Origin of the sequence: Teichococcus oryzae, from assembly GCF_008386565.1 — a bacterium.
GTDB lineage: Bacteria > Pseudomonadota > Alphaproteobacteria > Acetobacterales > Acetobacteraceae > Pseudoroseomonas > Pseudoroseomonas oryzae.
The window spans coordinates 135640-150297 of the sequence record NZ_VUKA01000005.1; the positions used below are offsets into that span (position 1 = coordinate 135640).

General features: G+C 70.5%; 12 protein-coding genes. 3 read left to right on the top strand and 9 right to left on the bottom strand.

Annotated elements, in window-relative coordinates; genetic code table 11:
• Positions 1-18 precede the first annotated feature (18 nt).
• From F0Q34_RS12430 to F0Q34_RS12455, 6 genes are all read right to left on the bottom strand, one after another.
• Positions 19-417, bottom strand: a complete 399-nt coding sequence (locus F0Q34_RS12430) for a DUF4112 domain-containing protein (RefSeq protein WP_149812541.1) — start codon at positions 415-417, stop codon at positions 19-21.
• Positions 418-523: 106 nt separating this feature from the next.
• Entirely contained in the window at positions 524-2197 is a 1674-nt protein-coding gene (locus F0Q34_RS12435; protein WP_149812542.1) for a GMC oxidoreductase, read from the bottom strand.
• A gap of 91 nt (positions 2198-2288) precedes the next feature.
• Positions 2289-3749 carry a Dyp-type peroxidase gene (locus F0Q34_RS12440; protein ID WP_149812543.1) on the bottom strand — a complete coding sequence of 487 codons (1461 nt, stop codon included), beginning with the start codon at positions 3747-3749 and terminating at the stop codon, positions 2289-2291.
• 215 nt (positions 3750-3964) lie between these two features.
• Complete coding sequence (locus tag F0Q34_RS12445) at positions 3965-5005, bottom strand: phytanoyl-CoA dioxygenase family protein (RefSeq protein ID WP_161600864.1); 1041 nt, start codon at positions 5003-5005, stop codon at positions 3965-3967.
• Between the two features lie 223 nt (positions 5006-5228).
• Positions 5229-6068, bottom strand: a complete 840-nt coding sequence (locus F0Q34_RS12450) for an HpcH/HpaI aldolase family protein (RefSeq protein ID WP_149812545.1) — start codon at positions 6066-6068, stop codon at positions 5229-5231.
• A gap of 87 nt (positions 6069-6155) precedes the next feature.
• Entirely contained in the window at positions 6156-7133 is a 978-nt protein-coding gene (locus tag F0Q34_RS12455) for a Bug family tripartite tricarboxylate transporter substrate binding protein (RefSeq protein WP_149812546.1), read from the bottom strand.
• Between the two features lie 341 nt (positions 7134-7474).
• Here F0Q34_RS12455 and F0Q34_RS12460 point away from each other — a divergent pair, with 341 nt between their 5' ends.
• Positions 7475-8239, top strand: coding sequence for an SDR family oxidoreductase (locus F0Q34_RS12460; RefSeq protein WP_149812547.1), 765 nt, complete (start codon positions 7475-7477; stop codon positions 8237-8239).
• 38 nt (positions 8240-8277) lie between these two features.
• Here the strand turns inward: F0Q34_RS12460 and F0Q34_RS12465 are convergent, their stop codons facing one another.
• Positions 8278-8976, bottom strand: coding sequence for a CBS domain-containing protein (locus F0Q34_RS12465; protein ID WP_161600865.1), 699 nt, complete (start codon positions 8974-8976; stop codon positions 8278-8280).
• Between the two features lie 247 nt (positions 8977-9223).
• Between F0Q34_RS12465 and putA the strand changes: the two genes are divergently transcribed.
• Positions 9224-12895, top strand: a complete 3672-nt coding sequence (gene putA / locus F0Q34_RS12470) for a trifunctional transcriptional regulator/proline dehydrogenase/L-glutamate gamma-semialdehyde dehydrogenase (RefSeq protein WP_206668010.1) — start codon at positions 9224-9226, stop codon at positions 12893-12895.
• A 27-nt stretch (positions 12896-12922) separates the two neighbouring features.
• On the opposite strand, the gene F0Q34_RS12475 is transcribed toward putA, so the two are convergent.
• A complete protein-coding gene (locus F0Q34_RS12475) occupies positions 12923-13147 on the bottom strand; it encodes a DUF2934 domain-containing protein (RefSeq protein WP_149812550.1) in 225 nt (74 codons plus the stop codon).
• A 109-nt stretch (positions 13148-13256) separates the two neighbouring features.
• Positions 13257-13466, bottom strand: a complete 210-nt coding sequence (locus tag F0Q34_RS12480; protein ID WP_149812551.1) for a hypothetical protein — start codon at positions 13464-13466, stop codon at positions 13257-13259.
• A 113-nt stretch (positions 13467-13579) separates the two neighbouring features.
• Here F0Q34_RS12480 and F0Q34_RS12485 point away from each other — a divergent pair, with 113 nt between their 5' ends.
• Positions 13580-14518, top strand: a complete 939-nt coding sequence (locus F0Q34_RS12485; RefSeq protein ID WP_149812552.1) for a LysR substrate-binding domain-containing protein — start codon at positions 13580-13582, stop codon at positions 14516-14518.
• Positions 14519-14658 lie beyond the last annotated feature (140 nt).

A 14658-nucleotide genomic window follows, 5' to 3' on the forward strand; every position in this document is an offset into this window, starting at 1 on the left:
ATGTGGAGCCCGCCGGGATCATCCAGAGCCGCCGCCCCGCGCCGCCACATGCTTGCGCAGCAGCGCCATGTTGCGGAGATTGGCGCGAAAGAAGACATCGCCCACCGTGCCCGCCAGCGGCACGGCGCTGATCAGGGAATCCAGCCCCACATTGCCGATCATGCGGAGCAGGGTGCCGGTGGAAACGCCCAGCCGGCGCGCCTCCCAGATGAGGTAGGCCGAGACAACCGTGGAGGCGGCGGGCCCCAGCCCCGGCACCAGGCTCATGAGCGCGTCCGCGCCGAACCGGATGCCGAGCCCCGGAACCCGCCAGCGGCTGTCCAGCAGCCTCGCCAGCACGTCCAGGCGGTCCAGGGCATGGCGGTCGGAAACGGCATCGACACCTGAAGAAGGCGGTGGGCCGGAATGGATCTGCATGATGCCTCGCGTCTGCGCCTCGCCGCCCGCGGCACGGTCGGGGAATGCCGGGCACCAGCATGAATGCGGCCGGGGCGGATCTGTTGCAGGTGGGGGGATTGGCGCCTCAGGGAAGGTGCCGCGCCAGCCGCAAGGCCAGGGCCACGAGATGGCGGACCGGGTTCGCCGCGGAACTGAACGGCATCACCGACATGTCGCACACATACAGGCCGGGCGCGCCCACCACCTGCAATTGCTCATCCACCACGCTCACCGGCAGGAAGGGGCCGTCATGGCGTTCCTTGCCGGGCATGCGGAGCGAGCCGACGGCGTGGTGCACCGTTCCCCAGCCAAAGCCCTTGCCCTGGCCCATCCTGGCCATCGGCGCGCAGGGCGTGCCGTTGCTGGAGAAGCGCGCGAAGATCCGCTCCGCGAGATCGTTGAGCAGGCCGAACACCTCCTGGTCGTTCATCTGCCACCCCGCCAGGGCGGGAAAGCGCGATCCGCAAAGATGGCTGGTCCAGCTCTGGTTGCGGAACACGATCTCCGGCACGTAGCCGAAGGGCGGACAGGGCCTGATCTCGTTGGCGGGGTCGAGCGGGTTGCCGAAGCTGAACTTGATGTCCACCACGGGCGTTCCGTCGAGCGGGACCGGCGTTTCCGGCGCGGACGGGTCGTTTTCCCGCAGGTGCCAGTACTCGTGGTTGACGTTCATCTCGATGTTGAAGGGGAAGCGGGTGCGGCCCCCATCCTTCAGCCCTCTTGAATAGAAGATGATCTTCGCCGTCGAGTTCCGCGGGATGGGAAAATCGCCGATATGCGTGGCCAGGGTGTGCAGCGTGTCGGTGGTGGGATGGTCGGTCAGGCCGCGTCCCATCATGTCCTGCACGGCGCCGTCGAGCTCGCGCCCGATCGTGCTGCGCTTCATCAGCTTCGGGCTTTCGATGGAGCCGGCGGCCAGAACGACCCGGCCTGCCTGGAAGCTGCGCGCCTCGTTGTTCAGGGTGTTGCGCGTGACAACCTCCAGCCGTCCATCGCCCAGGCGCCGGATGTCCTCCGCGTAATGGTTGAGCAGCAGGTTCAGCCCTTCCGGCCTGCCGCCCGAGTTCTGGTCGCCGGACAGCTTGAGCTGGTTGACCAGAAGTTCCGCCGTGTTGAAGACACCCGTGGATTCCACGAAGAAGTCGCGAACGGGCACGCCGCCCGGCTGCAGATAGGGCTGGTGCAGGGCGCGGGGCGTTTGCTCGATGATGAAGTCGGCGGCGAGCGGCGAGGCTCGCAGGCGGTCGACGATGCCTTGCGCCGTGTCGCCCATGCTCACCGCCTCATTCATCAGGAGGCCGGCTTCGTCGAGCAGCCCGCCTTCGAGTTCCTGCCGCAGGGCGGCGGGAAAGAAATCCAGTTCCCAGGGCTGCAAAGCCGGGATCAGGCCGGACCAGAAGATGGAGCGCCCGCCGAAATTCAGTTGCGGGCGCTCGCCGATGAAATCCTGCTGGCCGCTGTTGCCCGCCTGCGTGAAGTTGCCGCAGCCGAAGCGTCGCGCCACCTGGTCGTTCGGCAGCCGCGAACAGTTGTAGACATGCGTCGGGTAAAGAAACGAGCCCGCTTCCAGCACCAGGATGCGCCGCCCGTTCCCGAAGCGGTCGGCCAGCGCATCCGCCAGCACGCCGCCGCCCATGCCCGAGCCGATGATCACGATGTCGAAGGCCGTGTCCGCGCCGGTATAGGATGGGGAAACGCGCTGGAAGACGGGATCGTGGGCGGCGATGAAGTTGTCGTAGAGGCCCGCGTTGAACGTCATGCTGGTGGCCCTCCGGCCGATGATGGCCACGGTGGCCGGTGGCCGCGCCCGGGACGATGCGGGGCACCCCTCCCGGCGCGGCCGGCTTGTTTCAGGCGGTCGCGGTCAGGCTTTGCAGGAACGGCATGCTGGGGGTCCAGAAGAACTCGCCGCCCTTGTCGGTGACCAGTTGCCGCTGGCCCGGCAGCTTCCGGGTGGCGTTGCTTCCCCAGGGACCGGGCCAGGTCTGCTCCACGCCGCGCGGGCCCTGGCCGATGATGCTGTCATGGCCGCTGCCGCCCGGCCGCACGAAATCCTCGTTATTGGCCCAGCTGTTCTGCATGAAGGCGAACTGGTCCGGGATGCTGCTCTGGTAGCATTGGAAAAGCAGCCCGACGCCGCCGCTGGGCGCGTCGCCCAGATCATTGTCGCGGGAGCCATAGGTGATGCCGCGCCGGACCACGCGGCGCTGCCGCTCATTCTCATCCACGGCGGCGCCGCCGCCGAACTGGCGCCCGATGTCGCCGCGCGGATTGGTTTTGCGGATATGGGCATGGAACGGGCATTTCGCCGGAAAGGCCGGGGGCGTTCCGGGATCGACCGCGTAGGAGAAATTGTTCACGGGGGGCGATGCGCCGCTCGGCGCGCCGGCCAGCACCGTGGGCGTGCCGTCCTGGAAGCGGCCGACCATCATCGCCCCGGCCTGATCCCGGGGGATGCCGCCCAGGGCAGCGGCAAGCCTCGCTTCCTCGTCCCGGAACAGCCGGACGTTCTGCTCCAGCTTGCGGAACACGAAGAAGCTGCCGCAGGCATCGTCGTCCCGCACAAAGGGATCGCGCAGCAGGGCCAGGGCCAGCCCGGCGGATGGATCGTTCTCGGTCCGGTCCTGCGGCGGCGGAAGGTCGGAGGTGACGAGCGCCGGCTGGCTGATGCCGTCGATGAAGCCGAAATGCTCCACCGCGTCGTCGCCGCGCCGCTGCTGCTGGCCGATCTCGAAGGCCACCACCTCGGCGGCGCCGTCGATCAGCGCATTGGCGTCCTTGGCGGCATCCAGCAGGGCGGTCGGGATGGCATCGGCGTCGTAGGGCTCCTCCGCATGGCCCATGGCCAGCAGCAGCATGCCGTCGATATCGCCCCCCCGATAGCCCGCGTCCCATTGATCGGGCTGGTCCGCGAACACTGCCGCCGCGTCCTTCATCGGATTGGCGAAGGAGACCGGCGCCGAGGTGGCCGGCTGCAGCGTGGCCTCGCCGAAGCCGGCCGGCAGCGTGAGGCCCAGAAGCTTCATTCCCTTGGCCGAAAGCATCAGGGCGCCGAAAAGCTCCTGCTCATGGCCGGCCTTGAAGCGCGCGATCTGCTGCTCCTGCTCCGCCGCGGAGGTCACGTAGCGCCGGGTCAGTTCCGCCACCAGCCTGCGCGCCGCCGCGGGGTCGCCACGGAAGCGGAAGAAGCTGTGCATCGCGTAATCCCGCCCATGGGATTTCAGGATGTTGCCTTGCAGCTTCTCGAGCAGCGGCTGGAATCGAGGGTCGGCGAGATCAATGGGATCAGGATGTGTGAGATCGACGGGCACGACGATGCCTCCTGACGATGTGGGGCAGACCGCCTGTTCCGGCCAAGCTTGGTGACGAAGGGGTTGAAGCCGTCCGCGGCCAGTTCGCGGACGTTGCTCTTTCGTTACGATATGTGTCAAGAACTGATCGCCGCGTGCGTGACGCGCAAAGCGGCGCTTCAGCCATGCAAGCCGCCGGGGCCGGCATCGCCGCGGCCCCGGTGGGCAACCATGCCTTACTTCGCGCCGGCGGGACGGGGCGTGGCCATGCCGCCACGCAGCCGGCCCGCCATGAACAGCCCCTGCATGGCGAGCTTCCGCGCGGCGGCAAAGGAATCCGGCGCAAAGGCGGCGATCCCGCGCACGAGGCGGTTCCGCAGCACGTCCTGGTCATGCAGCTGCGCCACGGGCATGCCGTTGACGGGGATCGTCTTCTGCTTGCGGATGCGGGTGTGGAATTGCAGCATCTCGTCCGCCTGCGGCAGGTAATGCGCCGTCAGCGACGTGCGCGACACGCCACGGCCCGACGGGGCGAGGCTGCCATGCACGGTGCGGGACGACCAGAACAGCACATCGCCCTTGGCCATGTAGGGCGCGCGCAACTCCATGCCGTGCTCGCGCATCGTGTCCACCACGGCCTTCCTGTAGCGGTCATGGCCCGTGGCGAAATCCAGCTCCCCGGCGTTGCGCAGCACGGGAATGGTTTCATGGCTGTGCGGGCAGACATAGAAGCGCCCGGCGGCCGCATCCACATCCTCCAGCGCATACCAGCCGGCCACGCAGCGGCCGATGCCGGCGGCGCTGTCCTGGTAATAGCTGTCCTGATGCGCCCAGGTGCCGACCGGCGCCTCGAAGAACATGCTCTGGATCAGCTTGGTGGGGCCGGCGCCGATCAGCGCCGCCGTCATCCGCGCCAGCGATGGCTGCGTCAGGCCCAGCAGGGCGTTCTGCTTGAAGCGGCCGAAGCGCCGCGTTTCCAGGTCCTGCACGTTGAAGATCGGGTTGGCCAGGAAGCCGTCCTGGTCGAAGCTGTTGCGCTCATAGCGCATGTTCTTCTGGCGCAGGATCGGCGTGGAGGAGGGCCGCACCTCGGTCCGGTAGGCGGCGCGGATCGCGTCGCACAACTCCGGCTGCAGCAGGCCGCGGATCACCACATAGCCTTCGTCGCGGTAATAGCCGACGGCCTCCTCGACCTGTTCGGGCCGGAAATAGGGCCGGTCCTCCGCGAGGCTGTTGGGGATGTCAATGGCCGTACCGAGGGGGGTGGCAACCTGCATGGGGGGATCTTCCTGCTGAACGGATGGCAACAAGGCCGCGGCCCCGCCGGTCTCCACAGCGGGTGCAACTGGTCTTCGGAGCATCCTCGAGGAAGCTTCAGCGCAAGATTATTCGTCTCTTTAATGGAATGTAAATCACATAATCAGGCGCGTCTCTAAAAATTCTTCCCCGCCCTGGTTGAAGCGCCACGGGGCGGGGAAGGGAGCGCGCGGCCGCCCTGGCCTAGTAGATTCCGCCGCCCTCGCCGCCCTGGGGCCCGCGCGCCTGCGGAGCCGGCAGGTCCAGCATCGCCCGCATGGCCCGGCCTTTCGCCGACCACCAGTCATGGAGGATGCGGACATCCCAGCCGATGCAGAAATGCTTCACGCCCATCTCGATGTAGGCGGCCGCGTGGTCCGGGTCATGCAGTTCGATGCGGGGGTGCAGCCCCTTGCGGAGCGCCAGCTCGATGGTGCGGCGCTCGGCCTTCTTGACGTCGGGATGGGTGAACTGCCCCGCCAGGCCGATGCTCATGGAATAATCCGCCGCGCCGAACTGCACCATGTCGATCCCCGGCACGGACAGGATGCGCTCCAGATCCTCGACGCATTCCGCCTTTTCCACCATCAGCGCGATCACGACATCGTTCAGCGCCTGGACATAGGAAGGCCGCCCGACCTCCAGCACCGTGCCCACATCCCGCCGCATGCCGACCCCGAGACGCCCGCCCGTGCCCGGCGCCTCCGCCCGCACGGCGGCGACGCAGGCCCGGGCATCCGCCTCCGTGCGGATATCGGCGAACAGCACGGACTGGAAGCCCGAGCCGATGGCCCGCATGGCCTGGTGCGTCCATTGCGTTTGCTCGACCTTGATCATGCCGGTGAGCCCCTTCAGCTCCAGCGCCCGGCCGAGATTGTCGAGGTCGTGCAGGTCGAAGGGAGCGTATTCCGCGGTGAACTCGACGTAATCGAACGCCGCGGCGGCGCCGACCAGCTCAACCAGGGTGGGCCAGGTGGAAAGCAGGTGGGTGCCCAGGGTGGGCTGGCCCGCCGACAACAATTCCCGCAGCTTGTTCCGCCTCATCTCGCTTGTCCTTTCTTGGGGTGCCCGGTCTTGGAGGTGCCCGGTCTTGGGGGTGCAGGGTCTTGGAGTGCAGGGACGGTCGCCGCGTTATTCGGGCTTGGCGCCCGACATCCGCACCGCCTCGCGCCATTGTTCCGTGTCGGAACGGATGACGGCCTCGAATTCCTCCGGCGTGGTGCCGCTGGGGATCAGGCCGATCTGCAGGAAGCGGTCGCGGTTGGCGGGGTCCTGCACCACCTTGTTGGCTGCGGTCGCGAGGCGCTTCAGGATGGGCTGCGGCGTGCCGCGGGGCGCGAAAAGCCCGTTCCAGCCGATCAGCGTCAGCGGCACCTGCTGTTCCTGGAAGGTTTGCAGCTCCGGGGCGAGCGGCCAGCGCCTGGTGCCCGTCACCGCCAGGCCGCGCAGCAGGCCTTCCCGCATCGGCTGGTCGCCGGTGGTGAAGTCGATGATCATCATGTCCACGCGGCCGGCGATCACCTCCTGCACGGCGGCGGCCCCGCCCTTGAAGGGAACATGCAGCAATTCGATCCCGGCGGTGCGCGCGAACAGCTCCGTGTAGATGTGGGAGATCGTGCCATTGCCGATGGAGGCATAGGTCAGCTCCCCCGGCCGCGCCCTGGCGTATCGCACCAGCTCCTGCAGGCTGTTCACCGGCAGGCCCGCGCGCACGAACAGGCAGTTGGTGGAAAGCCCGAACTGGGTGATCGGCGCGAAGTCGCGCAGCGCGTCGAAGGGGACGCGCCTGTCGAACAGCGGGTTCACCACCAGCCCGCCGGCGACGCTGACCAGCAGCGTGTAGCCATCGGCCGGCTGCTTGGCCACGTGGTCGATGCCGATCGCGCCGCTTGCCCCGCCCCGGTTCTCGATCACGAAGGGCTGCCCGAAGCTGCCGCGCATGCCCTCCAGGACCAGGCGCATGGTGATGTCGGATTGCCCGCCGGGCGGCGCCGGAACCACGATCCTGACAGGACGGTCGGGATAGGCGGAGACGGCATCCGCGCGGGCCAGGGCCGGCGCCGCGAGGCCCGCGGCCGTGGCCGCCAGAAGGGTACGACGGTGGATCATGCTGTTTTCTCCCGACCGCCGCGCTCTTGTGCCGGCGCGGCGCTGACATGCGATGATTTCGGACCCGGCGCGCCCTGTTCACCGGCCAGGGCCGGCGCGGGGTGCGCCCGGATCGGCGCGGGGGTTTTCGGCCTTGGGGAAGGCATACGGGCGAACCGTCCTGCGGCCTTAAATTGGCTCTACCAGATCGGTAGAACCACGGCGGGATGCCGTCAACAGGGCCGTAATCCCGCGCGGCGCTTGAGAACGCCCGGAAGTCGGTCAGAATGAAGCCGGCGGCGCCAGGGCCAGCGGCATCCTCGGCCGGCTCCCGCCTCTCCCTCAATCAGAAAGGGCGTCCCATGCAGCTATCCCTCGCGAACCGCACGGCGTTGATCACCGGGGGCTCGAAGGGCCTCGGCCTCGCCATGGCCCGCGCCTTCACCGAGGCGGGCGGCAAGGTCGCCATCGTGGCGCGGGGCGAGGCCGATCTGCGGGAAGCCGCCTCGGCCACCGGCGCGGTGCCGGTGCGCGCCGACATCGCCACGGCGGAAGGCTGCGAAACCGCCTTCCGCGAGGCCGCCGCGGCGCTCGGCCGGATCGACATCCTGGTCAACAATGCCGGCACCAGCCAGCGCGGCGCCTTTCCTTCCGTTTCCGACGCGCTGTGGCAGCAGGACCTGGACCTGAAGCTGTTCGCCGCCATCCGGCTTTCCCGCCTCGCCTGGGCGGGCATGGCGGAGCGGCGCTGGGGCCGCATCATCAACGTGCTGAACACTGGCGCCAAGGCACCGCCGGCCGAGGGCGCGCCCACCGCCGTGTCGCGCGCCGCCGGCATGGCGCTCACCAAGGTCATGGCGAATGAAGGCGCGCCGCATGGCATCCTGGTCAACGCCCTGCTGGTGGGCATCATCGAAAGCGACCAATGGGTGCGGCGCCACGCCGCCGATCCGCGCGGGCTGAGCTTCGAGGAATGGAAACAGGAAGCGGGCCGGCCCGTGCCGCTCGGCCGCATCGGCCGCGCGGAGGAATTCGCCGCGACCGCCCTGTTCCTCGCCAGCGAGGCCGGCAGCTACGTCGCAGGCACCGCCATCAATGTCGATGGCGGGCGCAGCCCCGTGGTGTGACGGGGCGGGCCGCCCGCCCCGCTCCTTCCTCCGTTGAGCTATTCGGCGAAATAGCCAGGCAGCGAACGGGTGTTGTCCTGCACGCCCTTCACGCCCGGAACATTCTGCGCGAGGACGTGCAGCGCCTTGTATTCCGTCGCCGAGCGCCGGAAGCCATGGAACTCCACGATGCCGTCGCGGACCTTGACGTCGATATAGGCGGTGTCGGCCCAGGGCTCCTGCCGCATGGCCGCCACCACGGCCTTGCGGATCCCCTCGTCGGATTGCTGGTCCGGCGTCAGCGGCTCCGCCGTCACCAGCACCCGCACGAGGTCGGAGCGGCTGACAAGGCCGAGGATCCTGCCGTCCTCCACGACCAGCACGCGGCGGATGCGGTGTTCCTCCATCAGGCGCGCGATGTGGAACGCCGTTTCCTCCGGCCCCACGGTGACGACCTGCGTGCTCATCACGTCGCCGGCGGTCGCGCCGTGGCTCTGGATGTAGCGCTGCGCCTCGCTCCGGTCATCGGCGAACATGCGCGCCAGCCAGCCGCTGCGGGCCGGCTTGTCCTCATTGGCCAGCCGGCGGATCAGGTCGGATTCGGTGACGACGCCCAGCAGCCGGCCGGTTTCGTCGGACACCGCCACGGTCGAGATGCCCTGGTTGGCGAACATCCGCGCCACGGCTGCAACGGGCGTTTCCGGAGGAATCCTCTTGACGTCGGCGCTCATCAGGTCGCGGGCATGCGGCGTTGCCATGACTGTCTCCTTCTCGCACCCACGGCATGCGCCGCCCATGAAGCCGATCGGGCAACATCGTTCCAGCCGCCGGGCGGCCTGGCGCGCGCATGTTGCGGCCGGCTGTGCGGCACCGGCCATGATGTCAACGCGCCGCGGCGCCGGATGATGCATGCTGCCGCGGCCGATCCCCTGGTGGCGCGGCGCGCGGTCCGGGCGCAGAATGACCGCGTCCCGGCCGCCGGCGCGGCGGAGGAGGCCCCTAGCCATGCGCGATGACGTGCCGCCTTTCCCGGACCCGCCCGTTTCAGACCTGCCCGTTTCAGACCCGCCGGTCCCCTTTCTGGCCCTGACCGAGGAGGCGCGGCCGCAGCCGCCGCTGCGCGCCGCCATCACCGCGGCCTGCCGCCGCCCGGAACAGGACTGCCTGCCGCCCCTGATCGCCGCCGCCACCCTGGCTCCGGCGGAGGAAGCCCGGGCCGCCGCCCTCGCCCGCCGCCTCGTCGCCGCGCTGCGCGCCGGGCGCCGTGGCGGCGGCGTCGAGGCGCTGATGCAGGAATTCGCCCTGTCCAGCCAGGAGGGCGTGGCGCTAATGTGCCTGGCCGAGGCGCTGCTCCGCATTCCCGACAGCGCCACGCGCGACGCGCTGATCCGCGACAAGATCGGCGGCGGCGACTGGCGCGCCCATCTGGGCCATTCGCCTTCCCTGTTCGTCAACGCGGCCACCTGGGGCCTCGTCGTCACCGGCCGGCTGGCCTCGCCGAGGGGGGAGGCCGGGCTGGCCGCCACCCTGGCCCGCCTCGTGGCGCGGGCGGGCGAGCCGGTGATCCGCGCCGGCGTGGACCTCGCCATGCGGATGCTGGGGGAGCAATTCGTCGCCGGCCAGACCATCGGGGACGCGCTGGCCAACAGCCGCGCGCTGGAGGCGCGCGGCTTCCGCTATTCCTATGACATGCTGGGCGAGGCGGCGATGACGGCGGCGGATGCCGCGCGCTACCTGCATGACTACCGCACCGCCATCGAGGCCATCGGCCGCGCTTCCGACGGGCGCGGCCTGCGCGACGGGCCGGGCATTTCCATCAAGCTGTCGGCGCTGCATCCGCGCTATGTCCGGGCGCAGCGCGCGCGGGTGATGGCGGAGCTGCTGCCGCGCCTGGCCGAGCTGGCGCTGCTGGCGCGGCGCCACGGCATCGGCCTCAACATCGACGCCGAGGAAGCGGAGCGGCTGGACCTGTCGCTCGACCTGCTGGAAGCGCTGTGCGGGCATGAGGGCCTGGCCGGATGGGACGGCGTGGGCTTCGTGGTCCAGGCCTATCAGCGCCGCGCGCCCTTCGTGATCGACTTCCTCATCGACCTGGCGCGCCGCACCGGCCGGCGGATGATGGTGCGGCTGGTCAAGGGCGCCTATTGGGACAGCGAGATCAAGCGCGCCCAGCTCGACGGGCTGGAAGGCTTCCCCGTCTTCACGCGCAAGGTCCACACCGACGTGTCCTTTCTCGCCTGCGCACGGCGGCTGCTGGCGGCGCCCGACGCGGTGTTCCCGCAATTCGCCACCCACAACGCGCGCAGCCTGGCCGCCATCCACAGCATGGCCGACCCGGCGCGCTGGCAGCCCGGGCAATACGAGTTCCAGTGCCTGCACGGCATGGGGGAGCCGCTTTACGAGGAAGTGGTGGGGCCGGAAAAGCTGGACCGCCCCTGCCGCATCTATGCCCCGGTCGGCTCGCATGAAACGCTGCTGGCCTATCTGGTGCGCCGCCTGCTGGAGAACGGCGCCAATTCCTCCTTCGTCAACCGCATCAACGACCCGGCCGTGACGGTGGAGGCGCTGGTCGCCGACCCGGTCGCGGAAGCGCGCGCCCTGTCGCCGCCGGGCCGCCCGCATGACGGCATCGCCCAGCCGCGGAACCTGTTCGGCGATGAACGCCCGAACTCGGCCGGGCTGGACCTGGCGGATGAGGGCCGCATCGCCGCCCTCGCCGCCGCGCTGCGGGCGGATGCCGCGCCGCTGCGGGCGGCACCGCCCGGCGGGCCGGGCGCGGGCGGCGCGGCGCGGGCCATCCGCAACCCGGCCGACCGCCGCGATGTGGTGGGCCATGTTGTCGAGGCCACGGAGGCGGTGGTGGACGCAGCCCTGGCCCACGCCGCGGCGGCCGCGGCGGGCTGGGCCGCCACGGCCGCCGCCAGCCGCGCCGCCATGCTGGACCGCGCGGCCGGGCTGATGGAGGCCCGGATGCCCGCCCTGCTCGGCACCCTTGTGCGGGAAGCCGGCAAATCCCTGCCCAATGCCGTGGGCGAGGTGCGGGAAGCGGTGGACTTCCTGCGCTACTACGCCGCACAGGCGCGCGGCTTCGGCGCCGCGCACCGCCCGCTCGGCCCCGTCGCCTGCATTTCCCCCTGGAACTTCCCGCTGGCCATCTTCACCGGCCAGGTCGCCGCCGCGCTGGCGGCGGGCAATCCGGTGCTGGCCAAGCCCGCCGGGGAGGTGCCGCTGATCGCCGCCCGGGCCGTGGCGTTGCTGCACGAGGCCGGGGTGCCGCCAGCGGTTCTCCAGCTCCTGCCGGGCGGCGGCGCCGTCGGCGCCCGCCTCGCCGGCGCCGCGGAAATCCAGGGCGTGATGTTCACCGGCTCCACCGAGGTCGCCCGCCTGATCCAGCGCCGGCTGGCCGGCCGCCTGGGCCCCGCCGGCCATCCCATCCCGCTGGTGGCCGAAACGGGCGGGCAGAACGCGCTGGTGGCGGACAGTTCCGCCCTGTCGGAGCAGGTGGTGGCCGATGTTCTCGCCTCCGCCTTTGACAGCGCCGGCCAGCGCTGTTCCGCGCTGCGCGTGCTGTGCCTGCAGGAAGATGTGGCGGGGCGAATCCTGGCCATGCTGAAGGGCGCCCTGGCGGAATTGTCGCCCGGCGACCCCGCCCGGCTGTCCACCGATATCGGCCCCGTCATCACGGAGGAGGCGCGAACCGGCATCCAGGACCATGTCGACGCCATGCGGGCCCGTGGCCGGAGGGTGCATGCGCATCCCCTGCCCGGTTCCTGCCGCCATGGCAGCTTCGTCGCCCCCGCCATCATCGAGATCGCAGGCATCGCCGAGCTGGAGCGCGAGGTGTTCGGCCCCGTGCTGCATGTTGTCCGCTTCCGCCGCGACGGCCTGGAGGAGCTGATGCGCGACATCAACGCCACGGGCTACGGCCTGACCTTCGGCATCCATTCGCGCATCGACGAAACGATCCGGCTGCTGACGGACCGTTCCGGCGCCGGCAACATCTATGTCAACCGCAACCAGATCGGCGCCGTGGTGGGCGTGCAGCCCTTTGGCGGCCACGGCCTTTCCGGCACCGGACCCAAGGCCGGCGGCCCGCTTTACCTGCGCCGCCTCCTCGCCGCCGCGCCGGCCGATCTGCCCCTGCCGGCCGTGCCATCCGCGCCGGCCATGCGGGAGCTTCTGGAATGGCTGCGCGGGCGCGGCATGGCGGATCAGGCGCGGCTTTGCGCGGCGCAGGCCGCCCCCGCCCGGCCTGGGCTGGAGATCGCCCTGCCCGGCCCGGTGGGCGAGTTGAACCTGTATGCCCTGCGCCCGCGTGGCATGGTGCTGTGCCATGCCGAAACGGCGGAAGGGGGGCTGCTGCAGCTCGCGGCCTGCCTGGCCACGGGAAACAGGTTCTGCCCCGGCGGCCCGGCGGCCTGGCCGGATGGCCTGCCGCCTTCCGTCGCCGCATGGGCGGGCTCCGGCGGCATCGCCGGTTGCGGCGCGGTGTTGTTCGAGGGGGCGCCGGACGCGCTGCGCGACCTCGCCATGCGGGTCGCCGCGGCGGATGGGCCGATCCGTCCGGTGATCACGGCGCGGGAGGGGATCTATCCGCTCGACATGCTGGTGGCGGAGCGCGCGGTCAGCACCAACACCGCCGCCGCCGGCGGCAATGCCAGCCTCATGAGCCTTTGAGGGAGGCGCGCTCCCGCCGCGCGCGTCCTATCCGGCGCCGCGGCCGGCGCGCATGACCGGGGTGTGGGACGGCGGATCGCTGGCCGGGAAGCTTTCCGCGCCTTCGCCATCGACATAGGCCTCGCGCTCCGCGTCCTGCCGGCAGGCGGCTTCCCAATGCGCCTCGGCCCTGCCTTCGGGGCAGCCTTCCTCCAGCCAGAGCAGATAGGCACGTTCGCGGATGCGCTGTTCGTCCGTGTCGGGGTCCGGCATGGCGGGCTCCTGGCGTTGCGGGGCGGAACGCTTCATCTGGGGACGGCGCCGGCCGCGCGAAAGGGCGCGGGCCGGGCCGGCGCGCCGGGCATCCCTCCCGGCGCCGCCCTCAGGAAGCCTGTTGCGCGCGGCCGATCTGCAGGTGGTCGCGCGCCAGCTCCAGGCTGCAGCGGAGGGAGATCACGGTGCGCCGGGCATCCTCCACCGTTCGCTGCGGCGCGTGGCGTTCCAGATCCTCCAGGATGGCGGTGAGGCGGGCGACCCGCTCCTCGGCTTCCCGGATGTGGCGCTCCGCCTTGTCGAAATGCGTTTCGGTCATGGCGCGTCCTCCGCTCCGGCGCATCCTGGCACAGCGGGGCGCGTCCGTTCAGCTTTTCCGCGCGGCGCCGCGCCCCCCTTCTCCGCACGCCGCCGGGCTGCTCCAATACGGGCATGACACAGCCCCGCCTGCAGCACCGGCAATTGGAGGTTTTCCGCGCGGTTGTGCGCACCGGCAGCATCACCGGCGCCAGCCGCGTCCTCGGCATGAGCCAGCCGGGCGTCAGCAAGATCCTGGCGCAAACCGAGGAGCTTTGCCGCTTCTGCCTGTTCGAGCGCCTGCATGGCCGGCTGGTTCCCACCCAGCGCGGCCTCAACCTGTTCGAGGAAACCGAGCGCCTGTTCATGGGCATGGAGGAGATCGCGCATCTGGTGGAGCGGCTGCGGACGGAGCAGCCGCGCCGCGCCGTGATCGCCTCCATCCCCGTGCTGGCGCAGGAGCTGATGCCGCCCGTGGCGGGGCGGTGGCTGCGGGAAGGCGGGCCGGAGCGGCTCGCGGTCACGACGCGGGACGGCGGGGGCGTGATGGCGATGGCGGCGTCCCGGCGGGCCGAGCTCGGGCTGACCAGCGCCTCGCCCCGGGTGCCGGGCCTGCGCTCCTTCCTGATCGCCCGGGCGCGCGCGCTTTGCGCCCTGCCGCCGGGCCATCCCCTGGCGGAGCGGGACACCATCCGGCCGGCCGACCTCCATGGGCAGCCCTTTGTCGCCATTTCCCGCCATGAGGGTTCGCAAACCCTGGTGGACCGGGTGCTGCAGGACGAGGGCGTGCGGCCGGTGGAAATGGCGGAATGCCCGCTCATCATCGGCGCGGCGGGCATGGCCCATGCCGGGGTCGGCATCGCCTTCACCGATGCCTTCGCCGCCCGGCCCTTCATTCCGCGCGGCCTGGTGCTGCGCGATTTCGATCCCGCCATGTTCTTCGAATACCGGGCGATCTGGTCGGAAGGGATGAGCAACCCCTTCGACAGGGCCGCCTTTCTCCGGCTGCTGAGCCAATGCGCCGAGGAGATCCTGTCGGAAGCGCCGCCCGGCCGTGTCACCCGCCTGGCCTGACTTTCCGCCGGCCTGACTTTCCCCTGGCCTGACCTCCCCTGGGTGGAACTTCCCCTGAGCATGACTTCCCCTGGGCGCAAACTCCCCGGCATAACCAGCGCTGGGCCGCATAACCGGAGTTGGGATGGTGGCCCGCGCCG